At 35.4% G+C, this 22,712-nt stretch carries 25 protein-coding genes and 1 riboswitch; of the genes, 11 read left to right on the forward strand and 14 right to left on the reverse strand.

Annotated features, from left to right (window positions below):
- Positions 1-41: 41 nt before the first annotated feature.
- Genes IR022_RS18005 through IR022_RS18015 form a run of 3 tightly spaced genes read right to left on the reverse strand, consistent with a single transcriptional unit; the run spans position 42 to position 1,899 of the window.
- On the reverse strand, positions 42-410 hold the full coding sequence (locus IR022_RS18005; RefSeq protein ID WP_194204773.1) for a hypothetical protein: 369 nt from the start codon (positions 408-410) through the stop codon (positions 42-44).
- 18 nt (positions 411-428) lie between these two features.
- The gene (gene rsmG, locus IR022_RS18010; protein ID WP_194204774.1) at positions 429-1,049 is read right to left on the reverse strand and encodes a 16S rRNA (guanine(527)-N(7))-methyltransferase RsmG; all 621 of its coding nucleotides are present in this window, start codon (positions 1,047-1,049) and stop codon (positions 429-431) included.
- Between the two features lie 7 nt (positions 1,050-1,056).
- Positions 1,057-1,899, reverse strand: a complete 843-nt coding sequence (locus tag IR022_RS18015) for an RsiV family protein (RefSeq protein WP_082204164.1) — start codon at positions 1,897-1,899, stop codon at positions 1,057-1,059.
- A 272-nt stretch (positions 1,900-2,171) separates the two neighbouring features.
- Between IR022_RS18015 and IR022_RS18020 the strand changes: the two genes are divergently transcribed.
- Complete coding sequence (locus tag IR022_RS18020; RefSeq protein ID WP_194204775.1) at positions 2,172-2,609, forward strand: hypothetical protein; 438 nt, start codon at positions 2,172-2,174, stop codon at positions 2,607-2,609.
- A gap of 3 nt (positions 2,610-2,612) precedes the next feature.
- Here the strand turns inward: IR022_RS18020 and IR022_RS18025 are convergent, their stop codons facing one another.
- Both IR022_RS18025 and IR022_RS18030 read right to left on the reverse strand, forming a co-directional pair.
- The gene (locus IR022_RS18025; protein ID WP_050710338.1) at positions 2,613-2,960 is read right to left on the reverse strand and encodes a hypothetical protein; all 348 of its coding nucleotides are present in this window, start codon (positions 2,958-2,960) and stop codon (positions 2,613-2,615) included.
- 18 nt (positions 2,961-2,978) lie between these two features.
- Entirely contained in the window at positions 2,979-3,281 is a 303-nt protein-coding gene (locus tag IR022_RS18030) for an FtsB family cell division protein (RefSeq protein ID WP_050710337.1), read from the reverse strand.
- 337 nt (positions 3,282-3,618) lie between these two features.
- On the opposite strand from IR022_RS18030, the gene xerD reads away from it, so the two are divergent.
- Both xerD and IR022_RS18040 read left to right on the forward strand, forming a co-directional pair.
- Positions 3,619-4,542, forward strand: a complete 924-nt coding sequence (xerD, locus tag IR022_RS18035; RefSeq protein ID WP_185099970.1) for a site-specific tyrosine recombinase XerD — start codon at positions 3,619-3,621, stop codon at positions 4,540-4,542.
- A 127-nt stretch (positions 4,543-4,669) separates the two neighbouring features.
- Complete coding sequence (locus tag IR022_RS18040; protein WP_050710336.1) at positions 4,670-5,293, forward strand: inorganic pyrophosphatase; 624 nt, start codon at positions 4,670-4,672, stop codon at positions 5,291-5,293.
- Between the two features lie 99 nt (positions 5,294-5,392).
- Here IR022_RS18040 and eno read toward each other — a convergent pair whose 3' ends face one another.
- Positions 5,393-6,688: a phosphopyruvate hydratase gene (eno, locus tag IR022_RS18045; RefSeq protein ID WP_050710335.1), complete on the reverse strand. Its 1,296-nt coding sequence runs from the start codon at positions 6,686-6,688 to the stop codon at positions 5,393-5,395.
- A gap of 231 nt (positions 6,689-6,919) precedes the next feature.
- Here eno and IR022_RS18050 point away from each other — a divergent pair, with 231 nt between their 5' ends.
- From IR022_RS18050 to IR022_RS20280, 4 genes are all read left to right on the forward strand, one after another.
- Entirely contained in the window at positions 6,920-7,780 is an 861-nt protein-coding gene (locus IR022_RS18050) for a hypothetical protein (protein ID WP_194204776.1), read from the forward strand.
- Between the two features lie 45 nt (positions 7,781-7,825).
- Positions 7,826-8,035, forward strand: a riboswitch (cobalamin riboswitch).
- Between the two features lie 328 nt (positions 8,036-8,363).
- Positions 8,364-9,905: an acyl-CoA carboxylase subunit beta gene (locus IR022_RS18055; RefSeq protein WP_194204777.1), complete on the forward strand. Its 1,542-nt coding sequence runs from the start codon at positions 8,364-8,366 to the stop codon at positions 9,903-9,905.
- A 17-nt stretch (positions 9,906-9,922) separates the two neighbouring features.
- Positions 9,923-11,425 (forward strand): acetyl/propionyl/methylcrotonyl-CoA carboxylase subunit alpha, encoded by a 1,503-nt coding sequence (locus tag IR022_RS18060; protein ID WP_194204778.1) that lies wholly within the window; start codon positions 9,923-9,925, stop codon positions 11,423-11,425.
- Between the two features lie 12 nt (positions 11,426-11,437).
- Positions 11,438-11,974 carry a biotin/lipoyl-containing protein gene (locus IR022_RS20280; RefSeq protein WP_317174093.1) on the forward strand — a complete coding sequence of 179 codons (537 nt, stop codon included), beginning with the start codon at positions 11,438-11,440 and terminating at the stop codon, positions 11,972-11,974.
- Positions 11,975-12,069: 95 nt separating this feature from the next.
- Here IR022_RS20280 and IR022_RS18070 read toward each other — a convergent pair whose 3' ends face one another.
- The 8 genes from IR022_RS18070 to IR022_RS18105 form a co-directional block, all read right to left on the reverse strand.
- Complete coding sequence (locus tag IR022_RS18070) at positions 12,070-12,945, reverse strand: aldo/keto reductase (RefSeq protein WP_194204780.1); 876 nt, start codon at positions 12,943-12,945, stop codon at positions 12,070-12,072.
- A 73-nt stretch (positions 12,946-13,018) separates the two neighbouring features.
- On the reverse strand, positions 13,019-13,615 hold the full coding sequence (locus tag IR022_RS18075) for a MarC family protein (protein WP_373419311.1): 597 nt from the start codon (positions 13,613-13,615) through the stop codon (positions 13,019-13,021).
- 70 nt (positions 13,616-13,685) lie between these two features.
- Positions 13,686-14,135, reverse strand: a complete 450-nt coding sequence (locus tag IR022_RS18080) for a hypothetical protein (RefSeq protein WP_194204781.1) — start codon at positions 14,133-14,135, stop codon at positions 13,686-13,688.
- A gap of 96 nt (positions 14,136-14,231) precedes the next feature.
- Positions 14,232-15,185 (reverse strand): dTDP-4-dehydrorhamnose reductase, encoded by a 954-nt coding sequence (gene rfbD / locus IR022_RS18085; RefSeq protein WP_194204782.1) that lies wholly within the window; start codon positions 15,183-15,185, stop codon positions 14,232-14,234.
- A 77-nt stretch (positions 15,186-15,262) separates the two neighbouring features.
- Positions 15,263-15,805: a DUF4924 family protein gene (locus IR022_RS18090; protein ID WP_050710326.1), complete on the reverse strand. Its 543-nt coding sequence runs from the start codon at positions 15,803-15,805 to the stop codon at positions 15,263-15,265.
- 87 nt (positions 15,806-15,892) lie between these two features.
- Entirely contained in the window at positions 15,893-16,789 is an 897-nt protein-coding gene (locus tag IR022_RS18095) for a glycosyltransferase family 2 protein (RefSeq protein ID WP_194204783.1), read from the reverse strand.
- Positions 16,786-17,334 carry an RsmD family RNA methyltransferase gene (locus IR022_RS18100; RefSeq protein ID WP_050710324.1) on the reverse strand — a complete coding sequence of 183 codons (549 nt, stop codon included), beginning with the start codon at positions 17,332-17,334 and terminating at the stop codon, positions 16,786-16,788. The genes IR022_RS18095 and IR022_RS18100 overlap by 4 nt, the downstream gene beginning before the upstream one ends.
- The gene (locus tag IR022_RS18105; RefSeq protein ID WP_050710323.1) at positions 17,331-18,155 is read right to left on the reverse strand and encodes a DUF3822 family protein; all 825 of its coding nucleotides are present in this window, start codon (positions 18,153-18,155) and stop codon (positions 17,331-17,333) included. Before IR022_RS18105 ends, IR022_RS18100 begins: the two co-directional genes overlap by 4 nt.
- Positions 18,156-18,353: 198 nt before the next feature.
- Here IR022_RS18105 and IR022_RS18110 point away from each other — a divergent pair, with 198 nt between their 5' ends.
- From IR022_RS18110 to IR022_RS18125, 4 genes are all read left to right on the forward strand, one after another.
- Positions 18,354-19,769, forward strand: coding sequence for an ATP-dependent RecD-like DNA helicase (locus IR022_RS18110; RefSeq protein ID WP_194204784.1), 1,416 nt, complete (start codon positions 18,354-18,356; stop codon positions 19,767-19,769).
- Between the two features lie 128 nt (positions 19,770-19,897).
- Complete coding sequence (locus tag IR022_RS18115; protein ID WP_050710321.1) at positions 19,898-20,446, forward strand: RNA polymerase sigma factor; 549 nt, start codon at positions 19,898-19,900, stop codon at positions 20,444-20,446.
- A complete protein-coding gene (locus IR022_RS18120; RefSeq protein ID WP_050710320.1) occupies positions 20,443-21,786 on the forward strand; it encodes a hypothetical protein in 1,344 nt (447 codons plus the stop codon). The genes IR022_RS18115 and IR022_RS18120 overlap by 4 nt, the downstream gene beginning before the upstream one ends.
- 38 nt (positions 21,787-21,824) lie before the next feature.
- On the forward strand, positions 21,825-22,619 hold the full coding sequence (locus IR022_RS18125; protein WP_194204785.1) for a hypothetical protein: 795 nt from the start codon (positions 21,825-21,827) through the stop codon (positions 22,617-22,619).
- Positions 22,620-22,712: the final 93 nt, after the last annotated feature.

A 22,712-nucleotide genomic window follows, 5' to 3' on the forward strand; every position in this document is an offset into this window, starting at 1 on the left:
AAATTAAATCAAAAAATGAGGTCTTTTGACCTTTTGTTATATTAATAGGGTAGATCCTCTTCGGCTACACCTATATAATCTGGTGATGGATTAGTCTTGAGTTGTACAGCTTTGATATGTTTATCTTTGTTAAGCAATGCCTTTATTACTCTGTGCATTCCGTCCAGAACTCTGCCTTCGGGCGATAGTATAATGGGATAAGACAAATCAGCCTCTGTTACTAGAGTAATGTGTTCGGCAATCTTTCTGCATGTAGGAGCATCGTTAAACCAATATGATTCGTCAATTTCCTTAATATCATCCAAAGCTATTAGTTGTATAGGTAAATCTTTAGTCAGCTCTATAAGACGATGTACGTCCCAAGCCAAAAGACCTTTTTCGCTTTTAAGAAGATGATATTGTTTTCTCATATCCAATTAAAGATATAGTTATATGGGAACGTAGACTACTTTTTTAGTTTCGAAAAATTCTTCTTCGAAAAAGTTCTTAAGGTCGTCTACCTCTGCATATTTTCTGAATGGATGTATTTCTCCCTCAAGCTCACCACCTTTTAAGCAGATAAGCCCATTAGGTAGAGGATTCTTTTGTTCTTGAGATACATTCTTACGGATAATCTTAATCAAGTCACCTAGAGGCATAACAGCACGACTTACTACAAAGTCAAATTTGCCTTTTTCTTCTTCTGCTCTGCAATGTCTAAAACTGATATTGGTCAAACCTATGGCATCGGATACCTCTGTTGCTACTCTTATTTTCTTACCAATGCTATCAACTAAAAGAAAGGTTGATTCGGGAAAGAGTATAGCTAGCGGTACTCCTGGGAAGCCTCCGCCGGTGCCTACATCCAAAATTTTACTGCCTTCTTTAAATTGAATAACCTTAGCTATTCCTAAAGAATGAAGTACATGGTGTATGTACAGATTTTCTATATCTTTTCGTGAGATTACATTTATCTTCGAGTTCCAGTCAAGATACAGATCATATAACGCCGCAAATTGACCTTTCTGCTTATCTGTAAGGTTCGGGAAATATTTTAATAGTATATCCATTAATGTTTTATTTAGCAAAAAAATGAGAGATAGGAGAATCATTTTTCAAAGCTAACTCTATCTCGTTGTAGGGTATAAATATTTTAATTGCATCGAGCTTATAAGCTGAATATTCTCCTTTGTTGAAAACATATGTTATCCCCTTATCATCAAGTAGGAAGTTATCATTAGGAATCATTTCATCAATACCTAAATAACCTAAATCTTCAAGCTCATTAATGGTTTGTACCTTGTTCGATTTAATCAGATAATCTTTAAAGATAGAGGTCAAAAGCTTTTCATATCCCGGTTTGAAAATATCCTCTTCGGTTATAAGCTTCCCTGTTTTTAAATTGATAGCGTGATTCTTAAAGAACTCATAAGAACTAGCTCCGCCTTTATAATTGGACTGCGTGATTTGAAATACAAGGATGTCTCCTTTGTTGAAGGTTATTTGATTTGAAGTTGTCTCATAATAAGAGAAGTATTCTTCGTTGTCGTCATGAGCATCATTATTCTCTGCGAATATCTTCACATCCTCTTTATAATTTTCAATATATGCTTTGGCATAATTATCTACTGCTTCCTGAGGTGTAAATAGGGCATATGTTTCATCAAAAAAAGACGAGATGAAAATACGTTGAAGTGAATCTAATATTGCCCGATCATCATAAGATACAGGGTATGTAAAAGTCAACTTCAGATTACACGATGGCTGTGTAGAATCGTTGTCCCAATGATAGTTTTGTACAGAATGGATTGTGTCAAATTCAATACTATTATCACGAGTGGGGGTCTTCTTTGTGTTACAAGAAAACAAAGACATTGCAATAATGCACAATGTCCCTAAGTATATACTAAAATGTTTCATAAGACTTTCATAAATCTAGTTACAAATGTACCAATAATATTAGAGTAATCTAGTTAAAAAAGGGGATTTTAGAGATCTTAATTAGAGGTGGTATTTTGTGAATGCTCAAGCTTATTGTATTTATTGAGTTCTGAATGTCGAATGTTAATATACGGCGTTTTGACTCTATTAGCTTAGAGTCTTATATTGTGTTAACACTCTTGGCCTTTAATGTATTAATGTTTATTTTAGGAGAGTAATAAGAGTTAACCGAATTAAATATTTCAAATCTGATGCTGAAAACTAACTATCACACGAAGTTATTTTTTACTTTGGGAATATTATTCTCTCTCGTTTTATGTGCTAGAAGTCAAACATTGGAGGATTCGAAAATATGGCTGAGGCAGGAGCGAAAAGATCAGTTAAAATCATCTATACTGTTAGCTCCCCAATCTAAAATGATAACATCAAGGACGGATATTTTCTCTACTTATAAACTTGTAGATGACAAGAAGAAAGAAAAATATACGGTTGATTATTTGAATAACTCTATAAAGGTAGGGATCGAAAATATGATGCTTGAACCTCCCGGACTTTCAGAGAATGGATTTGGGGTGATAATTGGCGGCTTGAACTTAAGTAATCCAAAGGCTTGGTTTACTGCTGCAAAGTTTAAGAAACGAAAACGAAAAATGGAGCAGATAACAAATTGGGTCTATTCAATAGACTGATATTTACTTGTTTTCGTTCTTCTCCTTATTGTATTCTTTCGAAAGCATAAAAGTGGTATAGAGTAGTAAAAATGCTGCTACGAGCATAGAAATTACCCATTCGTTTTTCTGTTCGAACATCAAGTAGGTAGCTATTGCCATGAAAGCGATTCCAAATATCTGAATGCTGAATAAACGTTTTCCTCTTAAGCTTTTACCTGGGTATGGCGTTGTAAAAGTCACACCTGCAAAACCAAGTACGCCTATAGCCATAATAAATGCTGCTACTACAGGATTGAAGATATAGGATATTGCAGCAACTAGTATAAGTAGAGCCGAAAGTTTAAATATAAAATCTTTAGGTTTGGTCATAATTTGTAGGTCTGTAATCTATTCGATGATGAATACTTCTTCGTTTTCTCTTTTCATCAAATAATTTTCACGAGCAAATTTCTCAATATTGTCTTTATCAGAGCGAAGTTCGTTCAACTTACGCTTGTCAGTTTCTGTTTTCTCTTGGTAATACTCAATTTGAGTTTTCAAATTATGAATCTCTAAATCATAACCGAATCGAGAGAAGATATTACTATCTCCAATTACAAAACAACAAATAATAAGGACAACTATAATTGCCAACTGAATTTTGCTGAATTTTCGCAGGATATATCTTCCGATTCTCTTTAACTGTTCCATATTGAGTAATATTATTCTTTTCTTGCCATATAACTTATAACTATCTCTGATTGTTATAACCTGTCTAAGTAATAAAGAGGGCTTTTGACCTGAATGTGGATTCGAAAATTAATATTCAATACAAATATATAGATATTTAATCAGATGATATCTAAGTAGTGTGAAATATTTATTATTGTACTTAGCTGTTTTAGATAGCCCTGGTTATTGTTATATTTATCTAAGTAAAAACGAGATTAGTTCTTTAATTGAAATATTTTTGTGTAACTGACATAGAAAACGATACATTTGTATGGAATGGGTGTAGCAAATAGGCTGATTATAGTAAATTATATTTATGGCATCTGAAGAAGAAATAAAAAAGTCTGCGAGTTTAATCTCGAAATATAAATCATATTTATTGTTGGAGAAAGCTTTGTCGCCAAACTCAATTGAAGCATATCTGGATGACTTGTCTAAACTATTGCAGTATTTTGAAACAGAGAATCTTAAAATACAAGAGATAAGCTTAGAGAATCTTCAACAGTTTGTTACACAATTGTATGATTTGGGAATCAATGCGCGTTCTGTTGCTCGCGTTTTGTCGGGGGTGAGGTCTTTCTTTAATTTTCTGATCTTAGACGGTTATATCCAAAATGATCCGACTGAATTATTGGAGACTCCCAAGATAGGGTTAAAACTCCCTGTTGTTTTAAGTCTCGAAGAAATAGAGAACATAATCTCGGTAGTAGACCTATCTACAAAAGAGGGTCAACGTAACCGTGCCATTATTGAGGTACTGTATAGCTGTGGTTTGCGTATATCGGAATTGACGAACCTAAAATTCTCGGACTTATTCTTAGATGATGGATTTATTCGGGTCGAAGGGAAAGGCAGTAAACAGCGCTTAGTGCCCATATCGCCAACTGCAATTAAAGAGATCGGAAATTATTTACTCGATCGTAAGCATCTGGATGTGAAAAAAGGGTCGGAAGATATGGTTTTTCTCAGTAAAAGAGGTACGCCTATATCTCGTATTATGGTATTTCATTTTATAAAGCAATATGCTGAACTGGCAGGAATAAAAAAGAATATAAGTCCGCATACGTTCAGGCATTCATTTGCAACCCATTTGTTAGAAGGAGGTGCAAATATTAGAGCAATACAACAGATGCTTGGGCATGAAAAAATAACGACTACCGAAATTTATACGCATATGGATAGGGAATATCTTCGTCAGGAAATAATAGAACACCATCCACGTAATATGGATAAGCGATAATCCTTTCATTTTGTACAGCAAAACTGTAAGAACATAATAAAAAGAGGAAAATGTAGTTTCTATATTTGAAATATCCTTAGGGATTCTTTACTTTTGATAAAACAGAACGAATAAATTCACATAAAAGATGATTAAGAAATATAAATCGCATCCTTGGCATGGTATCTCTCTAGGGAATGAAGCACCTGAGGTCGTGAGAACATTTATAGAGATTGTTCCAACTGATACAGTTAAGTATGAGGTTGATAAGCAAACGGGGTATTTATGTATAGATCGTCCTCAGAAATATTCGAATATCATACCTGCATTATATGGATTTTTACCTCAGACAATAAGTGGCCCTAGAGTAGCCGAACTGAGCAATAACAGGCTTGACAGAACTGATATTGTGGGTGATAACGACCCGATAGATATTTGTGTGTTGACCGAGAAGGATATTACTCATGGTGATATTATTGTAAATGCACGCCCTATTGGAGGTTTTCGTTTAATAGATCATGGGCAAGCAGATGATAAACTGATAGCTGTTTTAGATAATGATGCTATTTACAGCTCTTATCGCGATATTAGTGATGTTCCGTTTGCTGTTATAGATCGTTTGAAACACTATTTTACAACTTACAAAGATATTCCCGGTGATAGTGAGCGTAAATGTGTGCTGACTCATGTTTATAATGTAGATGTTGCATACGAGGTCATCAGACGATCAATAGATGATTACAATGATTATTTTAGTGTGTGTGGAATATAAGACCTCACATTCTTCGACTTTTTTTTTGACGATATAAAAAATATAAAAGCCGATATTCAATTGAATATCGGCTTTTGCTATATAATTAAGAATTACTTCTTATTTTTTGCGTTGTACACGTTTGTAACCATATACAGCTTTGTCACCCAATTCTTCTTCGATACGAAGTAGTTGGTTGTATTTAGCCATACGGTCAGAACGGCTCAATGAACCAGTTTTGATTTGTCCTGAGTTAGTTGCAACTGCGATGTCAGCGATAGTAGCATCTTCAGTTTCACCCGAACGGTGAGAAGTTACTGAAGTGTAACCTGCACGGTGAGCCATTTCGATAGCATCTAAAGTTTCAGTAAGAGAACCAATTTGGTTAACTTTGATAAGGATTGAATTAGCACAACCTAGTTCGATACCTTTTCTCAAGAAATCAACGTTAGTTACAAATAAATCGTCTCCAACAAGTTGTACTTTGTCGCCGATTGCATCTGTAAGGTTTTTCCATCCGTCCCAATCGTTTTCGTCCATACCGTCTTCGATAGAATCGATAGGATATTTTTCAGAAAGTTCTTTCAAGAAAGCAGCTTGTTCAGCAGAAGTGCGTTTTGCTGCGTTAGGACCTTCAAATTTAGTATAATCGTAAACTTTAGCAGTTTTGTCGAAGAATTCAGAAGCAGCACAGTCAAGAGCGATAGTTACGTCTTTAGCTGGCTCATATCCTGCAGCTTTGATAGCTTTAAGGATAGATTCAAGAGCATCTTCAGTACCGTTTAATTTAGGAGCGAAACCACCTTCATCACCAACAGCAGTACTAAGACCTCTGCTTTTGAATTCTTTTGCAAGAGCGTGGAAAATTTCAGCACCCATTCTCAAACCTTCTTTGAAAGAAGCAGCACCAACTGGACGAATCATAAACTCTTGGAATGCGATAGGAGCATCAGAGTGAGATCCACCATTGATGATGTTCATCATAGGTACAGGAAGAGTATAAGTATTAGTACCACCAATATAACGGTACAATGGAATATCTAGAGCATTGGCAGCAGCTTTAGCAACAGCTAAAGAAACACCAAGAATAGCGTTAGCACCCAATTTAGATTTAGTAGGAGTTCCGTCAAGAGCAATCATTTTAAGGTCAACACCTCTTTGATCCAAAGCACAGTCTCCGATAAGTGCAGGAGCGATAACGTTGTTTACGTTCTCTACAGCTTTTTGTACACCTTTACCTAAGTATCTTTTTTTGTCTCCATCACGAAGTTCAAGAGCTTCATGCTCTCCTGTAGATGCTCCTGAAGGAACAGCAGCACGTCCAAATGCACCACACTCTAGTGTTACGTCAACTTCGATTGTTGGATTTCCTCTTGAGTCCAAGATTTCACGTCCGAAAATACGTTCGATTCTCATGTTTGTTTATTTTAGTTTGAATAAATAATATGTCTTAATTTTTAATTCTCACGTTTGCGTAACAAAAATACTTTTTTTTTTCGTTTATTGAAATACTTTTGTGGTGTAAAATGTTTTTTAAGGTCTCAGACCTTTTTTTATACTTTGGTAAGCATAAGTGCAACTAACTGTTATACTTAAATAATATTGCATTATGTGTTTGCTATAACTAATAATAACTTTAGTATGATAATGAGAAAAATAGTAGTGTTGATAGTAGTATGTGTCTCGATAGTAGCCTGTAAAGAGATCTCAAAAGCGGAGAATGGAAATGATATTCAGATAGCAGGAGATTCTTTAGCAATAAAAGATAGTATTGCTAGTTCCGATTCCATTGACAATATAGATTGGATAGATGAAGAGCTTTATCCTAAAAGTAAGGATTTACCTCTATCGGTATTATCTACAGGAGTTTTTCATGGAGATGAAACGTCTCCCGAAATGATAAATAAAGGATGGTTTGGTGTTTTTCAGGATAGAGGACGATATTATATTGCACCTACCACTCTTAGTATTCAAAAAGCGTTTGACGTTGTTTTGGATGAAACGGTAGATGAACACAACTCCTCGAATTGGACAGGGTGGGAAGTTAAGACTTCTCATATTGACACGTCTTTGGTTTTGATAAGTAGTTCGCCTCGTCTATCATCTCATGAAATAAAAACAATACCATTAGACAAAGATTTTATTGACCTGAGTGAGAAAAAAACATTTACATATAATGGTTCATCTTATACACTATATTCAACAGGCGATTTAAAACCTGCTGAGTACAATAAAGATGAAATGATTATAAGTAATTATAAACTATATCTCAAGGGATACAAAGAAGGAAAAGAAATAAATCAATTGTTGGCATCTACCCCTACTTTTGATGATACTATGTTTAGAGTATTCTTAATAGGTGATATTGATAATGATGGATTTCCAGATTTAGTATTAAACACAAGCTATCATTATAACCTTTATAGACCAACGGTTTATCTATCATCATTTGCCGATAAAGATCAATTGGTAAAAGTGGTAGGTTTGCACTCAAGTGTGGGATGCTAAAATAAAAAGAGATCGAAAAAAGATATAGATAAAATAAATCGCTTATATTTGCTTCACAGTTTTGGTGTTATTCAGTCACTTTTGCTGAAAGAATAATGAAAAGGGAATCCCGTGAAAATCGAGAACAGACCCGCTGCTGTAAACTTCATAAAGAGTCTCTAAATAACACTCTATACCACTGTTCCTTAATGCGAATGGGAAGGATGTTTAGGGATGAAGTAAGTCAGAAGACCTGCCAAAATATATAAATTCGGATGCTTTCGGGAAACAAGGCAATGAATCTTAACCATAGAAGTTTACAATTAGTAAATATTCGGTCGGTTTTTTTACATATTGTTATTTTATAGATAAGAAGAGAACTATGTTTTTTCTTTTTTATAACTTGTGGCGCTAATTTTAGATAATAAAAGGCAAAATTATAATTACATATTCTGAAAGTATGTAATTGTTGAGTGCGTAATTGTTTGATAACGAATTGTCTGGTTGTAGTTTTCAATTGTGCAGGTATCTGCTGAAATGATAAGTGAATCTTAGACTTTATATTATTGTAGCAAAAGAAGATTAAAGATATTATAGTAATAAAATGAGAAAAATTTACGAACAGTTTGTAGCCCGCGAAAATCTGCTAAATAAGCAGTACGATGAGGCGTACTATAAAAAACAACATCAAAGAGGGAAGTTAACCGCCCGCGAACGTATTCTATTATTGTTTGATGAGGGTACTTTCGAAGAAACAGATGCTTATACGCCACCGGCAACAGCATCTTTTGGGAAAACCGTAGAAGCTTTCGGAGACGGTGTAGTTACAGGATTTGGGTCCGTAAACGGACGTTTGGTATACGCTTTTTCTCAGGATTTTAGTGTGCTTGGAGGTTCTTTAGGTACAGTTCATGCAGCTAAAATCGTAAAAATACAGGATATGGCTCTTAAGACGGGAGCTCCTGTTGTTGGGCTTATCGATTCGGGTGGTGCCCGTATTCAGGAAGGTGTAAGTAGTTTGAATGGCTATGCCGATATTTTTAAACGGAATGTAATGTCGTCGGGGGTAATTCCTCAGATTTCGGTAATAATGGGACCTGCTGCAGGTGGTGCAGTATATTCACCAGCTCTTACCGATTTTATATTTATGACTGCCGATACAAGCTATATGTTTGTAACAGGTCCAAATGTAGTGAAAGAGGTTCTGAATGAAACTGTATCGACCGAAGATTTGGGTGGAGCATCTGTTCACGGAACTAAATCGGGTGTTGCCGACTTTGTATATAATGATGATGAGAATACAATTTTAGGAGTAAAGAAGCTATTGTCTTACTTACCTTCTAATAATATGGAAAATCCTCCCTTGGTAAAATCGGAAGATCCGATAAGTAGGGTAGAGGAGAGTTTGAGGAATATTGTACCCGATGATCCCGATAAACCTTATGATGTAAAAGATATCGTAAGACTAATCGTAGATAAAGGTGATTTCTTGGAAGTTGCCGAAAACCATGCAGCAAATATATTTACAGCATTTGCACGTCTGGATGGTCAAGTGGTAGGTATTGTAGCCAATCAACCTAAAGTCATGGCCGGAACGTTAGATATTGACTCGTCTATAAAAGCGGCGCGCTTTATTAATATTTGCGATTCATTTAATATACCTATTATAACATTGGAGGATGTTCCCGGATTTTTACCCGGAACAGATCAGGAGCATGATGGTATTATTCGCCATGGAGCGAAACTATTGTATGCATATACTTATGCAACAGTGCCTAAGATTACCGTAATTTTGCGTAAAGCCTATGGAGGTGCATACATTGTAATGAATAGTAAAGGTATAGGTGGCGATTTTAGTTTTGCATGGCCTACTGCCGAAATTGCAGTTATGGGACCCGATGGAGCAATTGCTATCCTTTACAGAAAAGAATTAAAGGAATCAGAAAATCCGGTAGTACTTAAAAAGGAGCTGACTCAGAAATATAGAGAAGAGGTTACCAATCCTTATATTGCTGACGAAAAAGGATTTGTTGATGAGGTTATTGATCCCGCTCTGACTCGTCACAAAATAATCAGGTCTTTAAAAACACTGGAAAGAAAAACTGAGTATAAGCCTAAGCGTAAACATGGTAATATGCCTCTTTAATTTGGATAAGAATCAAGATGAAACAAAAGAATAAAATAAAATCAATATTAATAGCCAATCGTGGTGAGATAGCTATTCGTATAGCTAAGACCACTAAAATAATGGGTATTACTTCGGTGGGTATTCGTACCCTTAAAGAACCGAATGCACTATATTTATGGTCAGTCGATAAAGTAATAGATTTCCCAGATATTGATAATGGCGGTATTCCCGAATTTCTCGATATAGAATCATTGGTGTTATTAGCCAAGAGAAATAATATAGATGCCATTCATCCCGGATATGGTTATCTGTCTGAAAATGCACAATTTGCAACACGCTGTACCGAAGAAGGTATTATATTTATAGGTCCTTCGCCACGTGTTATTCAGAACATGGGTGATAAGGTAATTGCCAAAGAAATAGCTGCGAAGAATAATGTTCCCATGTTGGGAGGTAGTAATGGAAGCGTTGATACACTTGAGGATGCTTTGGATGTTGCCGAAAAGATTGGATTTCCACTTATTATAAAAGCTTCTGCCGGAGGTGGTGGACGTGGTATGCGTGTGGTGTACAAGAAATCGGAAATGAAACAAATGTATTTCTCTGCGTCATCTGAGGCTCAGAATGCATTTAACAATCCATCAGTATTTATCGAACGCTTTTTGGAAAACCCCAAGCATATCGAATTTCAAATAGTGGGTGATTCGCACGGAAATGTAATTCATTTAGGAGAGCGTGAATGTTCTGTACAGCGCAAACATCAAAAATTATTAGAGGAAGCTCCATCACCAGCTCTTTCTGAAGAACTTCGTGAAAAAATGGCCACAGCTGCTGTCTCTTTAGCAAAAGGTGCAGGATATGTAAGTTTAGGTACAGTTGAGTTTCTGCTTGATAAACAAGGTAATTTCTTCTTTATGGAAATGAATACTCGTGTACAAGTAGAGCATCCTGTGACGGAAATGATAACAGGTCTTGACCTTATCGAATTACAAATTTGTATTGCCAGAGGTGAAAAACTTCCAATTGCTCAAAGTGATGTGAAGTTGAATGGTTGGGCTATTGAGTGTCGTATAAATGCAGAGGACGTTCAATCAGGATTTTCTCCATGTACGGGAATCATTAAAGGATTGAGAACTCCCGAAGGCGAAGGCGTGAGAGTTGATAAAGGAGTTGTTACAGGTTCCGAAATTACTCCCTATTTTGATTCTATGGTTGCTAAATTGATTGTTCATGCAAAAGACCGCCCAACGGTTATTGAAAATACATTGAAGGCGTTGAATGATTTTCATATCAAGGGAATTAAAACAACCATTCCATTTTGCAAAGCTGTTCTGCATAATGAAGTTTTTAAAGGAGGAAGTTTCGATACTTCATTCATTGAAAAAGATATGGATTCTCTGGTTCATCACGAAAAAGATGAGGCTCTATTTGGTGCTCTATTAGCGATAACCAATCATCGTATAGAAAACGAGCCAATCAAAGAAGAGAAGCAATCGTTAGATGCATGGTCTTTGAGAAACAGAATTAATAATATGTAATCTGGAATGATAATGAACAAGCAAAATACAACTCAAAAACAATTAGTTGCTCTCGATTTAGATAATTCTAAAGAGTATGAGTTTCTTATTGGAGACAATGATACATACACAATTGAGGATAAAGAGCTGAATGCTCATTTGGAAGAAACTCCTGATGGTTTTACTTTTATGAATGTCAATGGAGTGAGTTATCCCGTAGAAATAGTTGCTCAGAAGCAGAATGAATATGAGATTCTGATTAATGGTATCAGCTATTGTTTTTCGGTAGAAACACCATTCTCTTTGCAGAGAAGAAAAATTCTGAGTTCGCAGGCTAATGAATCTAGTACTATATTGCTAAAAGCTCCAATGCCCGGTAAAATATTGGATGTATTGGTGAAAACAGGTGATACTGTAAAAGCGGGAGATACATTAGTGATCTTAGAAGCAATGAAGATGCAGAATGCAATCTTAGCAAGTACCAAAGCCATTGTAAAGAAAGTAGTGGTAAAAGTAGGTGATACTACTAGCAAAAGCGATCTACTTATAGAATTGGAAAAGGATAATTGAGAAGTTATATACTTTGATATAATAGAAAGAAAGAGCGTGAATGTTGGTTCACGCTCTTTCTTTCTATTATATATTGATGTAATAAATTACTAATACTACTCCCATTCAGGAAACTGGCTGGTGTTTAAATCTAATTTAGAGATTTGCTGCATATCTGAGGCATCAAGTTCGAAGTCAAAGATATTTATATTTTCCATCATATGTTCTTTACTTGATGTTCTGGGAATGGCTACTATACCTCTTTGTATAAGCCATCTCAATGTAACTTGTGCAATGCTCTTGTTGTGCTTTTTGCCAATGGCTGCCAATGTCTGATTACTGAAAAGATCATTGCGTCCTTGAGCGAAAGGAGACCATGCTTCCATTTGTATGCCTAATTTTTCCATCGCTGCTTGTGCTTCGTGTTGCTGAAAAAATACATTGGTTTCTATTTGATTGACCGCAGGTTTAATTTTAGCATACGTAAGCAAATCTTCTAGTTGGTCAGGCTCAAAATTACTTACCCCGATGGCTTTGATTTTACCTGCCTCATACAGCTCTTCCATAGCTTTCCAAGTACCTTTTACATCTCCCCTTGGTCGGTGGATTAGATAGAGGTCTATATAATCTAAGCCTAATTTATTCAGAGATTCCTCAAAAGCCTTTTTGGTACTTTCGTAGCCCATGTCGCTAACCCAAACCTTTGTTGTAACAAAAAGTTCTTCTCTTTTGATTCCACTCTTTTTGATTCCCTTTCCTACGGCTTCTTCGTTTCCATATATTTTACCAGTATCCAGAAGACGGTAGCCAACAGAAATAGCTTCTGCAACACATCTTTCACCAATGGAATCTGTAAGGTATAAAGTCCCAAAGCCAAGAATTGGCATTGAAACCCCATTGTTAAGAGTTTGCTTTGGTACGGATTGACCAATCTGAGAGTAAATACTAATAGACAAAAAACAGAGTATACAGAGTGCTAAATATTTCTTCATACACTTTCAATATTAGTTTATGTAACAATTATAGTCTTAATCTGTAAGGTTGCGAGAAAGTTTGGATAGTATCTTATTGAGAAAACGATTGTAATAAGATGTGCAAATTAGACGTAAATAGTTTTACAGCAATTCCCATAAGGATAATACCGAAAAATTTACGCATTACATATACACCACCTACTCCAAGAAGCCGTTTTACAAATTTCAGATTTTTGAGAACCAAGAATACGATTATCATATTAAGAAGAAGTCCGATAATAATATTGCTGACTTGAAATTCGGCTCGCATTGATAATAATGCTGTAAATGTTCCTGGACCTGCAATCAGAGGAAATACGATAGGAACTAAGGTGGTAGACCCCGGAGGAGCATCGTTTCTGAAAACTTCTATTCCGAAAATCATTTCCACAGATATAATAAAGATAACTAATGCACCTGCAATAGCAAACGAAGAAACATCGACATTAAATAAATGTAATATCAGTTCCCCAACAAAAAGAAAAGCAGTCATTATGACAAACGAATATATGGCTGCCTGTTTAGGGTTTACATCTTCCCCCTTTTGTTGAAAGTTGAGGAAAATAGGAACTGACCCTAAGACGTCAATCAGTGCAAATAATACAACAAAGACACTTAGTATCTGAGTGAAACTTATACCCATGGTAATTCAATTTAAATACAAAAATATATCATAATAATCATCTTATTTTATCTTTTAAGGATAAAGCACTGGGAGTTTATTTAGTTTCTATTAGAATTATTCCATTAAGAGCTCTTGTCCCATATATAGCTGCAGTAGACGGGATATCTCCAGATAGCACTGTGATTTTCGTTGTCTGACCGTATTCTATATTATTTAGATCTTTTAGATAATGTGTTTGATTATCAACCACTATCAGAGGAAATTTAGAGTGGGCAGTTTTCTCGTCAATGCTCAATTCTTCTCTCATTCTTTTTTCAATGTAAATATAAAGAGATGATTTGGGAGTATTCTCAGGCAAGTATTCATCTTCTCTAATAACTGTGCTATTCCTGTGTAGACTCGATTCTGAGTGTTTGCGATATTTGAGTTGGTTGGACTCTATGTTTAATGTCGAATCCTTACTATTAGTTGAGGTTTCGATCGTTTCTTTACAGTTCCCAATAAGAGGAGTTAAGGCGAAAAACAATATTATAAGATATCTCATATGTGATCTAGATTACGGTAAATCAGAGGAGAGTGCAATATAATAAAAAAAGGTTACACGAATGGTGTAACCTTTATATTTATTTGTGCTGTAATTTTACTTGATTAGTTCGTTTACGCAAACTTTAAGACTGTCCTCCCATTGAGGAGTTTCTACTTCGAAAGTAGTCTTTATTTTAGTTTTATCTAAAACACTGTATTGAGGACGGCTTGCTCTTGTCGGATACAGCTCTGTTGTAATAGGGGTAACCTTGCAACTTGTGATACCTGCATATTTATGAATAGCCACAGTGAAATCGTACCATGATGTAATCCCCTCGTCGGTATAATGATAGATACCTGCTTTGAAGTGGCTGTAAGATTCACTATGATCTAATATTTTAACGATGGCTTTAGCTAAATCGGCGGCATTAGTTGGACTACCGGTTTGATCCGCTACTACATTTAGAGCATCTCTTTCTTTACCTAGTTTAATCATTGTTTTTACAAAGTTATTTCCATAGATAGAATACAACCATGCTGTGCGGATAATGATTGAATCGGGGCATACTTCAAGTAAAGCGGTTTCTCCTTCTTGTTTAGACTTTCCATATACCGATTTTGGATTTACAGGATCGGTTTCCAAATAAGGACGACTTCCTGTACCATCAAATACATAATCGGTAGATGTATGAATTACTTTAGCTTCATTGTTGGTTGCTGCAATACCTAGATTACGAGCTGCATCTCTGTTTATTTTATAACAAAGTTCAACATCATCCTCTGCTTTGTCTACTGCTGTATAAGCTGCGCAATTGACAATGTATTTGATATTGTTGTCTTTTACAAATTGCTCAACAGCTTGTAAGTTTGTAATATCTAATTCGGCAACATCAGTAAAAATAAAATTAAGATTCGCTTCATGATCTGCGGTTGCACGCTTAAGCTCGCTCCCTAACTGACCATTAGAGCCGGTTACTAATACATTTTTAGGAACTAATTGAAATACGAAAATATTTTTTGCTGACTTGTCTTCGTCATCAGCTTGTTTGTTTCCTGAGAAAAATGCCATTATAGTTAGTTTTTATGGTTGTTGAAATATATGCTTTTTTATTATTGCTTGCTTAGAAAGTAAAACGGTATGTGATTTTATATCTCTAACTTCCCTTCTTTGTCTAAATGGTATCTGTTAGATAGCATTCGAAGAAATGAACTGATTTGAGATATTGCTGCTTGAGTTTCTCCCGAAATTTCCTTTTGCTGTAAGCGTAGTAATAAGAATCCGTATAAAGCAGAGAAACAAGTTTCTAGTTCGGGGGTACTTTTGTCTTCAGATTTTGCTCTCAGCTCTACAATAAAAGGCAGCGTTTTGTAGTAGTTTGAGATGTATTCGGGTTCTTTGGGCGATTTAAGTAATCTTAAATGAAGGTCGGTTAGATCGATAATTACATTTTTGTTGATTTGAAGATGTCCCTTTTCAGTTATACCTTCTAGTTTCATCATCTCGATTAAGCCTTCATACCAATCTTTTATTTCTTTTTTAATATCATCAGTCTGGTCAAATTTATTAATAATACTTTCTTCTATAACATCAATATCTAATTTGTTTGCCCTTAGAATATCTTCTATTTGCCACATATATAGCAAATATTCAGCAATATTTTCGTTCTTTTTTTGTTTGGCTATTAGCATTCTTTTTCGATTAAGTAAGATGTTTAAGTAACGATTGCTAAATCTTATAACTATAACTGTCTCTTATTATTGTATTTATCAAAGTAATTATTTTTGCCTTGAATAGGTGCAAAGATAACCTAGTTTATAGAGATCGAGAACAAATAAACTGGGTTTATTTCCTAAAAGATTCTTAATGAAACTCTTTTTCAGCAATTGAAAAGAGAAGGAAACAAGCCGCGTTAGCTTTAATCTGTCAATCTTAGACTTAGTCTTAAGAAGTTTTACAGTTTCGGTTAAGTCTACTTTGTCATTTCCCGATTCTTGTAATAAATATAGATTCTCCAGAGCTGACTCTGTTCTTTTAAGAAATTCATCGTTTGAGATGATGCCTGTGTGAATCAATGGATTATTGACTTGAGTAATATGATGTCCTTGTTTTATTATTTCGGTATGAAATACAACATCCTCATATCCGTATTCCTGTATACTTTCGTCGAAATGAGTAAGTAGTAAAACCCGCTTATCTATCATGAAATTGAAAGTCGAGAAATACTGATCAGGATGTTCTTTTCGTGTCTCTATCGAAATAGCTTCTCTATACATCCCGAAAAGCCAACGTAATGAATGCTGACTGTCTTTACAAGGTAGGTACTCGCATCCACCATAACACACTATGCCTGGCGATCGCATTTTTATGTAAGTAGAAATATAATGTGGCGAACAGACCTGAGCATCATTATCTATATAAATAAGATAAGGATGCGCTGCTTTTTGCGGGAAAAGATTACGGATTTTAGCCCTGCTAATATTAACAGGAAGTTCTTCGTAATGTATATTTTCAAGTTTCGATAATTCTCTATTGATCGTTTGAAAGGGCAAGTCCGAAGCATCATCAATCAAAAGTATTTCATACGGAGCATCCAAAGCCTCGCATTGTAGATGTAGGTCTGTTACAAGCTTTGTAACATCAGTATTATATATCGGGATACATACTGAAATCATTCAACACTTTCTTCTTTCTCGAATATAGAAAAGTTGACACTGCCGTAAACTCTTTTCTCTTTGAATAAAGGAGCTGATGAAAAATCGTCTGATTTCGAATGTTCCATCACAAACACTCCTCCGGGTTTCAAAAGATTCTTCTCAAAGATAAGTTTAGGTACCTCTTTCAGGAAAGGAAGATCGTAAGGCGGATCTGCAAAAATAAAATCGAACTGATCTTTGGAAATGTCCAGAAATTTAAAAACATCCATCTTGAATATTCTTAATTCGTTGGCTTCGAGAAGTTTTTGAGTTTTCTCGATGAAAGAATAATTAGGGGCGAATTTTTCTACACATGTAACCTGAGGGCATCCTCTTGATACCAGTTCGAAGCTGATACTACCCGTTCCTCCAAATAAATCGAGAGCCTTTACATCTTCCCAATCAATTGAATTGCTAAGTATATTGAATAAATTTTCTTTCGCAAAATCAGTTGTCGGTCTCGCTTTGAAGTTTTTAGGAAGTTCTAATCGACGTCCTTTATATCGTCCGCTAACAATTCTCATATGGTTGCTAATATTAATAAGTCAAGAGGGGCTTTTCTACTGTCTGTTTCCATAAACTCTACTTCACTGGGTACTCCAACCGTTTCTATGCGTTTGATATAATCGCGAAGAATTGGAAGAACAAACTTATCAGAACCTGCAAAATTTTCAAGGATATACAGGTAATCCTGATTCTGGTCAAAGTTGCATTTGTTCCAGATATTCAGAATGAAATATATGAGATTATGCCCATTCTCATGTTGAAATGTAATTGCATGAAGCAAATTAGATTTTTCATCATAACAAAATACATCGAGAAACTCGTTGTGAAAGTTGAGGTACATCTTCGAACGCTTTTCAGCAATTCTGTTTTTGCCCTCAATGTATTTCATTAATAAATTGGAATGATGAAAAAAGGTAGGATTATATAAACTGCGCATCAGAAATTTATAAATTTCTTTGTCAGCATTAAATATGGTAATATTGTCTTGAATTGGGTCAGGGCTAATCAGAACTTGTTCAACTTGTTCCTGATGGGTAAAGTTATATAATGCTTCTTTTTTATTTTTTTCGAATAAATAACGGGGGGCAATATCATACTCTTTCGAAACAAAGACAACATTGGTTTGTATAAAAACTTGTGTCAGAAAATTGTAGTCGAAAATTATACGTTGAATGTTGCTCAGTCTATCCGATTCGTTCGAAAAAGAAGTTTCCCGATAACAATAATTGCCACCCATGCGCGGTTCGTGTATGGAGAACGCTAAGCCGTTGGGTGTTATACGAATTGTCAGAATGTATTTTTCTGATTTTCCGAGATCAATATTGTCTGGTAGAAACATAATATCTTATTTAATGTTTACAAATTTAGAAAAAGAAACTTTATGTACTATTTTTATACCTTAATAAGTGAGGCAAAATAAATAGAGCCTTGCTTTTGTCAAGATAAAACTTTTCACTTGCGAGTTGTGATGACAGCAAGAATAACTCTTGTAAAGCTAAAATGCAAAATAGGTCTGTGACCTGAATTTAAATATCAAATGTCTCTAAATAGTTTCTTCCTAGAACAGATTAAAAAAAACTTTCCGTTTGAACCGACCGGCGAACAGGCGTCGTCTTTGGATCAGATAACTGATTTTCTATTTTCGCGAACTTCCGATGGTGTTTTCTTGCTCAAAGGATATGCGGGAACAGGAAAATCTTCACTAATTGGAGCTTTGGTAAAAACGATGACCGATTTTGAACAAAAAACGGTTTTGTTAGCACCTACCGGACGTGCAGCAAAAGTTTTCTCAAGCTACTCCAACCATCCTGCATTTACGATCCATAAAAAAATATATCGGCAGAAACGCTTTTCGGGCGAGGCTTCGGGCTTTGTGCCTATGGATAATCTGCACAAAGATACTTTATTTATTGTAGATGAAGCGTCGATGATTAGTAATGATGGTATTGATTCCTTTAGTTTTGGTTCGGGTAGACTTTTAGACGATTTGATTCATTATGTATATGGTGGAGAGAATTGCCGATTATTGCTTATTGGCGATGAGGCTCAGTTACCACCCGTGATGCAGGAGACTAGCCCAGCTTTGCAGATAGAAATACTGAAAGGATACGGTTTGGAGGTTTGGAGTACAACGATGACCCAAATTGTAAGGCAGGCAGAAAACTCAGGTATATTATTTAATGCAACACATATACGAAATGCATTATTGGAAAATACGACCGAATTATTCCCTAAATTGAAATTAGAAGGCTTCGACGATATTCGAAAGGTTTCGGGTGAAGAACTGATCGATGAAATATCAGCAGCTTATGATAGAGACGGTATAGAAGAGACCATGATTGTATCTCGTTCAAATAAGAGAGCTAATATATATAATGAGGGTGTTCGCAATCGAATATTGTATAGAGAAGAAGAATTGTCGTCGGGAGATATGCTCATGGTCACTAAAAATAATTACTTTTGGACTGAGAATGTTGAGCAGATTGATTTCTTGGCGAATGGCGAACTACTTGAAATATTAAGAGTCAGACGTACACAAGAGATATATGGTTTCCGATTTTGTGATGTTTTAGTGAAGCATCCCGATTATGATATAGAATTGGAAATAAAGATATTAATAGATACCTTACATTCTGATACTACCGGACTGTCTCAAGAGAAGAACGCAGAACTGTTCTATAATATATTGGAGGATTACGCTGATATAACAACCAAGAATGGAAAAATGCAGAAGATGAAAGTCGATCCTTTTTACAATGCGGTACAAGTAAAGTATGGATATGCTGTTACTTGTCATAAGGCACAAGGGGGAGAGTGGACGAATATCTTTTTGGATATTGGGTATATAACGGAAGAACATCTGGGCATAAATTTCTATCGTTGGTTATATACTGCTTTAACCCGTGCCTCTAAACGACTTTATTTGGTGAATTTGCCAGATGAGTTTTTTTAAGAGGATCATATTGATATATAATAAGGGAGACTTCAATTCTTAATATTTTGTTAATTTAATTAAAATGCAACAACAGAAAGCAACATTCTGAAGTTGTATTCATCTAATAACTGAACCTAAAAATCCGAATGGAAGAATTGCAACTAATAGAGGGATGCAAGCAACAAGATCGTAGGTCACAGCAAATCGTTTACGAACGATATGCTCGTGTGATGTATGGTATTTGTCTGCGGTATTCGTCAGATGCAGATTCTGCACAGGATTTATTGCATGATGGGTTCCTAAAAGTTTTTGCACATATAATTTCTTACGAAGGAAAAGGTTCTTTTGAGGGGTGGATGAAACGAGTTTTTATAAATTTGGCATTAGAAACCATTCGTAAGGATAAAATAAAAAAACAATACTCGGAAGATATTGAAAATCTGTCTGATATTGATGAAATAAGAGATGATTCGGAGGATGATACGGCTAAAATTTCAGAAACGGAATTGATGAAAATGATACAAGAATTACCTCAAGGGTATAGATCGGTTTTCAACTTGTATGCAATAGAGGAATATTCTCATAAAGAAATAAGTGAAGCGCTAGGCATAGCCGAGGGGACATCTCGTTCTCAATACATCAGAGCAAGGTTGTTATTACAAGAAAAGATTAAAGCATACTTAAAAAGACAATGAAACCGGACAAGGATCACATAAAGGATATTTTTTCCTCAAAGCTAAATGGTTTTGAGCCTGAGCTTCCTCCATTATTATGGGAGAGGATTGAGGCTGATCTGCCAGCTCTTCCGGTGATAGAGAAAGCGCCTGCTAAAACTCCTATATATAGAATTTTGACGTGGGCTACTGCCGCTGCTGCTGTGGTTTTAGGTGTTTTGTTTTTTATACCTCAGGAACAGAATTCTGAAAGTGTTGCCCTTTTGATGAATGACAATACAACAAGAGATAGTCAGATTCAGGAAAAGTATAAAATAATAAACTCAGAAAAGTCTAGTTTGTCAGACATCGGTGAAGAGTCTGTAAAGAAACACTCTTCATATATGCTATTGGCTGAATCTAAAGTAGAGACTAAAGCTGTGTCTGAAAAAGCCACTGTTGAATCTCCTCTAAAGGCAGAAGTGCTATCGGAAAAAACAACATCCGGAAAAGCAACCATTACTGCAACCTCAGAAAATAGAAGCTCATCAATAGTTAATAATGATATTTATGTTGCAGAAGAAAAGAGCTCTGAGAAATTTCAGCCAAAAGATGCAGCTTTTGATGAGGATCTGAAAGCCCGAATAGCGGCTTTTGAGGCTGAGGGCGATAGGGCTAAGAATATTTTGGCAGACAATAATATTCCTAAAAAAACAAAACGAAGCGATTCTGAGCCTAAAGGAATAACTCTAGGTTTGGGGGGAGGTAGTGGATTGTCTAAATCTGATGATGTTACAAACGCTCTTCGCTATGCGAATGCTTCTTCAGATGGGGCTGTAAACATGTTGAAGAGAGAGAGGTTGAAGATGGAGCATAACCAGCCAGTCTCTTTTGGAATTGCTGTCAATAAAAAAATAACGAATAGAATTTCGATAGAAAGCGGTATTGTATATACTTATGTTTCAGCAAGAATAAAGGAAGATCCGAATATGGAATTTAAGCAAAATGATTTGCAATATTTCCACTATCTGGGTGTGCCTCTGTCTGTAAATTATAAATTGGTTGAGTGGAAGAAAATCGAATTTTATACTTCAGTGGGAGGTATGATTCAAAAAGATATTTATGGAAAACTAAATAGCGATAGTAATGTAGATGGTTTGCTTAATTTTGGTAAGTCTACAAGCCGTAAGGTCTCTCAAGACAGACCCCAGTTTTCGGTAACAGGTTTATTAGGTATAAGTTATCCTTTGTATAATAAGTTATCTGTTTTTTCCAGTTTTGGAGGAGCTTATTATTTTGATGCAGGAAATGAGTATCAAACTATATTTTCAGATAAAAAATGGCTGTTTAATCTCAATCTAGGATTGAAGTTTGGCTTTTAAATTAATATACTAAATAGAAACAATAGAAATAATTAATTATGAAAAAGACCTCTTTGTATTTGTGCGTGATAGCTGTGTTGGCTACGGTCTTCTCCTCGTGTTTGGGAGATAATGAATCTACAACATCGGCTTCTAAAACTTTTACTTTTATCCAAGAAGATCCAGCTACAGGTAAATTGTATGCTGCTATAAAAATAGGTTACGGACTAGCTTATATAACTGGTACAGGTTTAACCGATGTAAGTGCAGGAGATGCAGCATTGATCTCTTATAAAGTAAATCTAAATAATCTGGGTGGTGGTACAACTATAAGCCAAGCAGAATATATTTCGGTAAATGAAGTATTTCCTAGACCTCATAAGGTTGTAAGAAATCAACCAGTGGATACTCTCGTAAATAATAGTCCATTTAAATCTGTAATTATAGATGTGCCAGATCAGAACATGTCTTTCAAAAATAGATGGTTATTCCTGTTTTCGGCAGACATGAAAGGTGATAACCAAAATTTTGATGTGGTTTTCTCTTATGACAAGGATAGTCAAAAAGATAAAGATGGAAATGCCTTGGCTGAAAATACAGTTATAGTAGATGTTGCTTTAGTGAAAACAGGTGTTGCTACAGAAGGTGCAACAGCGAAACCTAAGACCAAACCTGTAGTAGTTGATTTTACAAGTTTCAGAAATGAGCATACACCATCAACTATTCCAGACAATGGCGTGTTGATGTATGTTTGGTTTAGATATTTTTATGAAAATCCAACCACTAAGAAAGCAGAACTTTACTACTTGAAATCGGGAGTTGGTTTAGGATATTGGAAAGAAACTGAAAAATAATAGAGAATACTCCAAGGAGTAATTTTGATATGATATATAGTAAGGGTTGTCCATGATTGTGGACAACCCTTTTTGCTTTATTCTTCAAAAAGT

It is taken from the genome of Dysgonomonas sp. GY617 (assembly GCF_015233815.1).
Lineage (GTDB): Bacteria > Bacteroidota > Bacteroidia > Bacteroidales > Dysgonomonadaceae > Dysgonomonas_A.

Coding starts and splice junctions, on each gene's coding strand:
- IR022_RS18005 (WP_194204773.1), bottom strand. CDS start 410: ATGAGAAAACAATATCATCTTCTTAAAAGCGAAAAAGGTCTTTTGGCT.
- rsmG (WP_194204774.1), bottom strand. CDS start 1,049: ATGGATATACTATTAAAATATTTCCCGAACCTTACAGATAAGCAGAAA.
- IR022_RS18015 (WP_082204164.1), bottom strand. CDS start 1,899: ATGAAACATTTTAGTATATACTTAGGGACATTGTGCATTATTGCAATG.
- IR022_RS18020 (WP_194204775.1), top strand. CDS start 2,172: ATGCTGAAAACTAACTATCACACGAAGTTATTTTTTACTTTGGGAATA.
- IR022_RS18025 (WP_050710338.1), bottom strand. CDS start 2,960: ATGACCAAACCTAAAGATTTTATATTTAAACTTTCGGCTCTACTTATA.
- IR022_RS18030 (WP_050710337.1), bottom strand. CDS start 3,281: ATGGAACAGTTAAAGAGAATCGGAAGATATATCCTGCGAAAATTCAGC.
- xerD (WP_185099970.1), top strand. CDS start 3,619: ATGGCATCTGAAGAAGAAATAAAAAAGTCTGCGAGTTTAATCTCGAAA.
- IR022_RS18040 (WP_050710336.1), top strand. CDS start 4,670: ATGATTAAGAAATATAAATCGCATCCTTGGCATGGTATCTCTCTAGGG.
- eno (WP_050710335.1), bottom strand. CDS start 6,688: ATGAGAATCGAACGTATTTTCGGACGTGAAATCTTGGACTCAAGAGGA.
- IR022_RS18050 (WP_194204776.1), top strand. CDS start 6,920: ATGAGAAAAATAGTAGTGTTGATAGTAGTATGTGTCTCGATAGTAGCC.
- IR022_RS18055 (WP_194204777.1), top strand. CDS start 8,364: ATGAGAAAAATTTACGAACAGTTTGTAGCCCGCGAAAATCTGCTAAAT.
- IR022_RS18060 (WP_194204778.1), top strand. CDS start 9,923: ATGAAACAAAAGAATAAAATAAAATCAATATTAATAGCCAATCGTGGT.
- IR022_RS20280 (WP_317174093.1), top strand. CDS start 11,438: ATGAACAAGCAAAATACAACTCAAAAACAATTAGTTGCTCTCGATTTA.
- IR022_RS18070 (WP_194204780.1), bottom strand. CDS start 12,945: ATGAAGAAATATTTAGCACTCTGTATACTCTGTTTTTTGTCTATTAGT.
- IR022_RS18080 (WP_194204781.1), bottom strand. CDS start 14,135: ATGAGATATCTTATAATATTGTTTTTCGCCTTAACTCCTCTTATTGGG.
- rfbD (WP_194204782.1), bottom strand. CDS start 15,185: ATGGCATTTTTCTCAGGAAACAAACAAGCTGATGACGAAGACAAGTCA.
- IR022_RS18090 (WP_050710326.1), bottom strand. CDS start 15,805: ATGCTAATAGCCAAACAAAAAAAGAACGAAAATATTGCTGAATATTTG.
- IR022_RS18095 (WP_194204783.1), bottom strand. CDS start 16,789: ATGATTTCAGTATGTATCCCGATATATAATACTGATGTTACAAAGCTT.
- IR022_RS18100 (WP_050710324.1), bottom strand. CDS start 17,334: ATGAGAATTGTTAGCGGACGATATAAAGGACGTCGATTAGAACTTCCT.
- IR022_RS18105 (WP_050710323.1), bottom strand. CDS start 18,155: ATGTTTCTACCAGACAATATTGATCTCGGAAAATCAGAAAAATACATT.
- IR022_RS18110 (WP_194204784.1), top strand. CDS start 18,354: ATGTCTCTAAATAGTTTCTTCCTAGAACAGATTAAAAAAAACTTTCCG.
- IR022_RS18115 (WP_050710321.1), top strand. CDS start 19,898: ATGGAAGAATTGCAACTAATAGAGGGATGCAAGCAACAAGATCGTAGG.
- IR022_RS18120 (WP_050710320.1), top strand. CDS start 20,443: ATGAAACCGGACAAGGATCACATAAAGGATATTTTTTCCTCAAAGCTA.
- IR022_RS18125 (WP_194204785.1), top strand. CDS start 21,825: ATGAAAAAGACCTCTTTGTATTTGTGCGTGATAGCTGTGTTGGCTACG.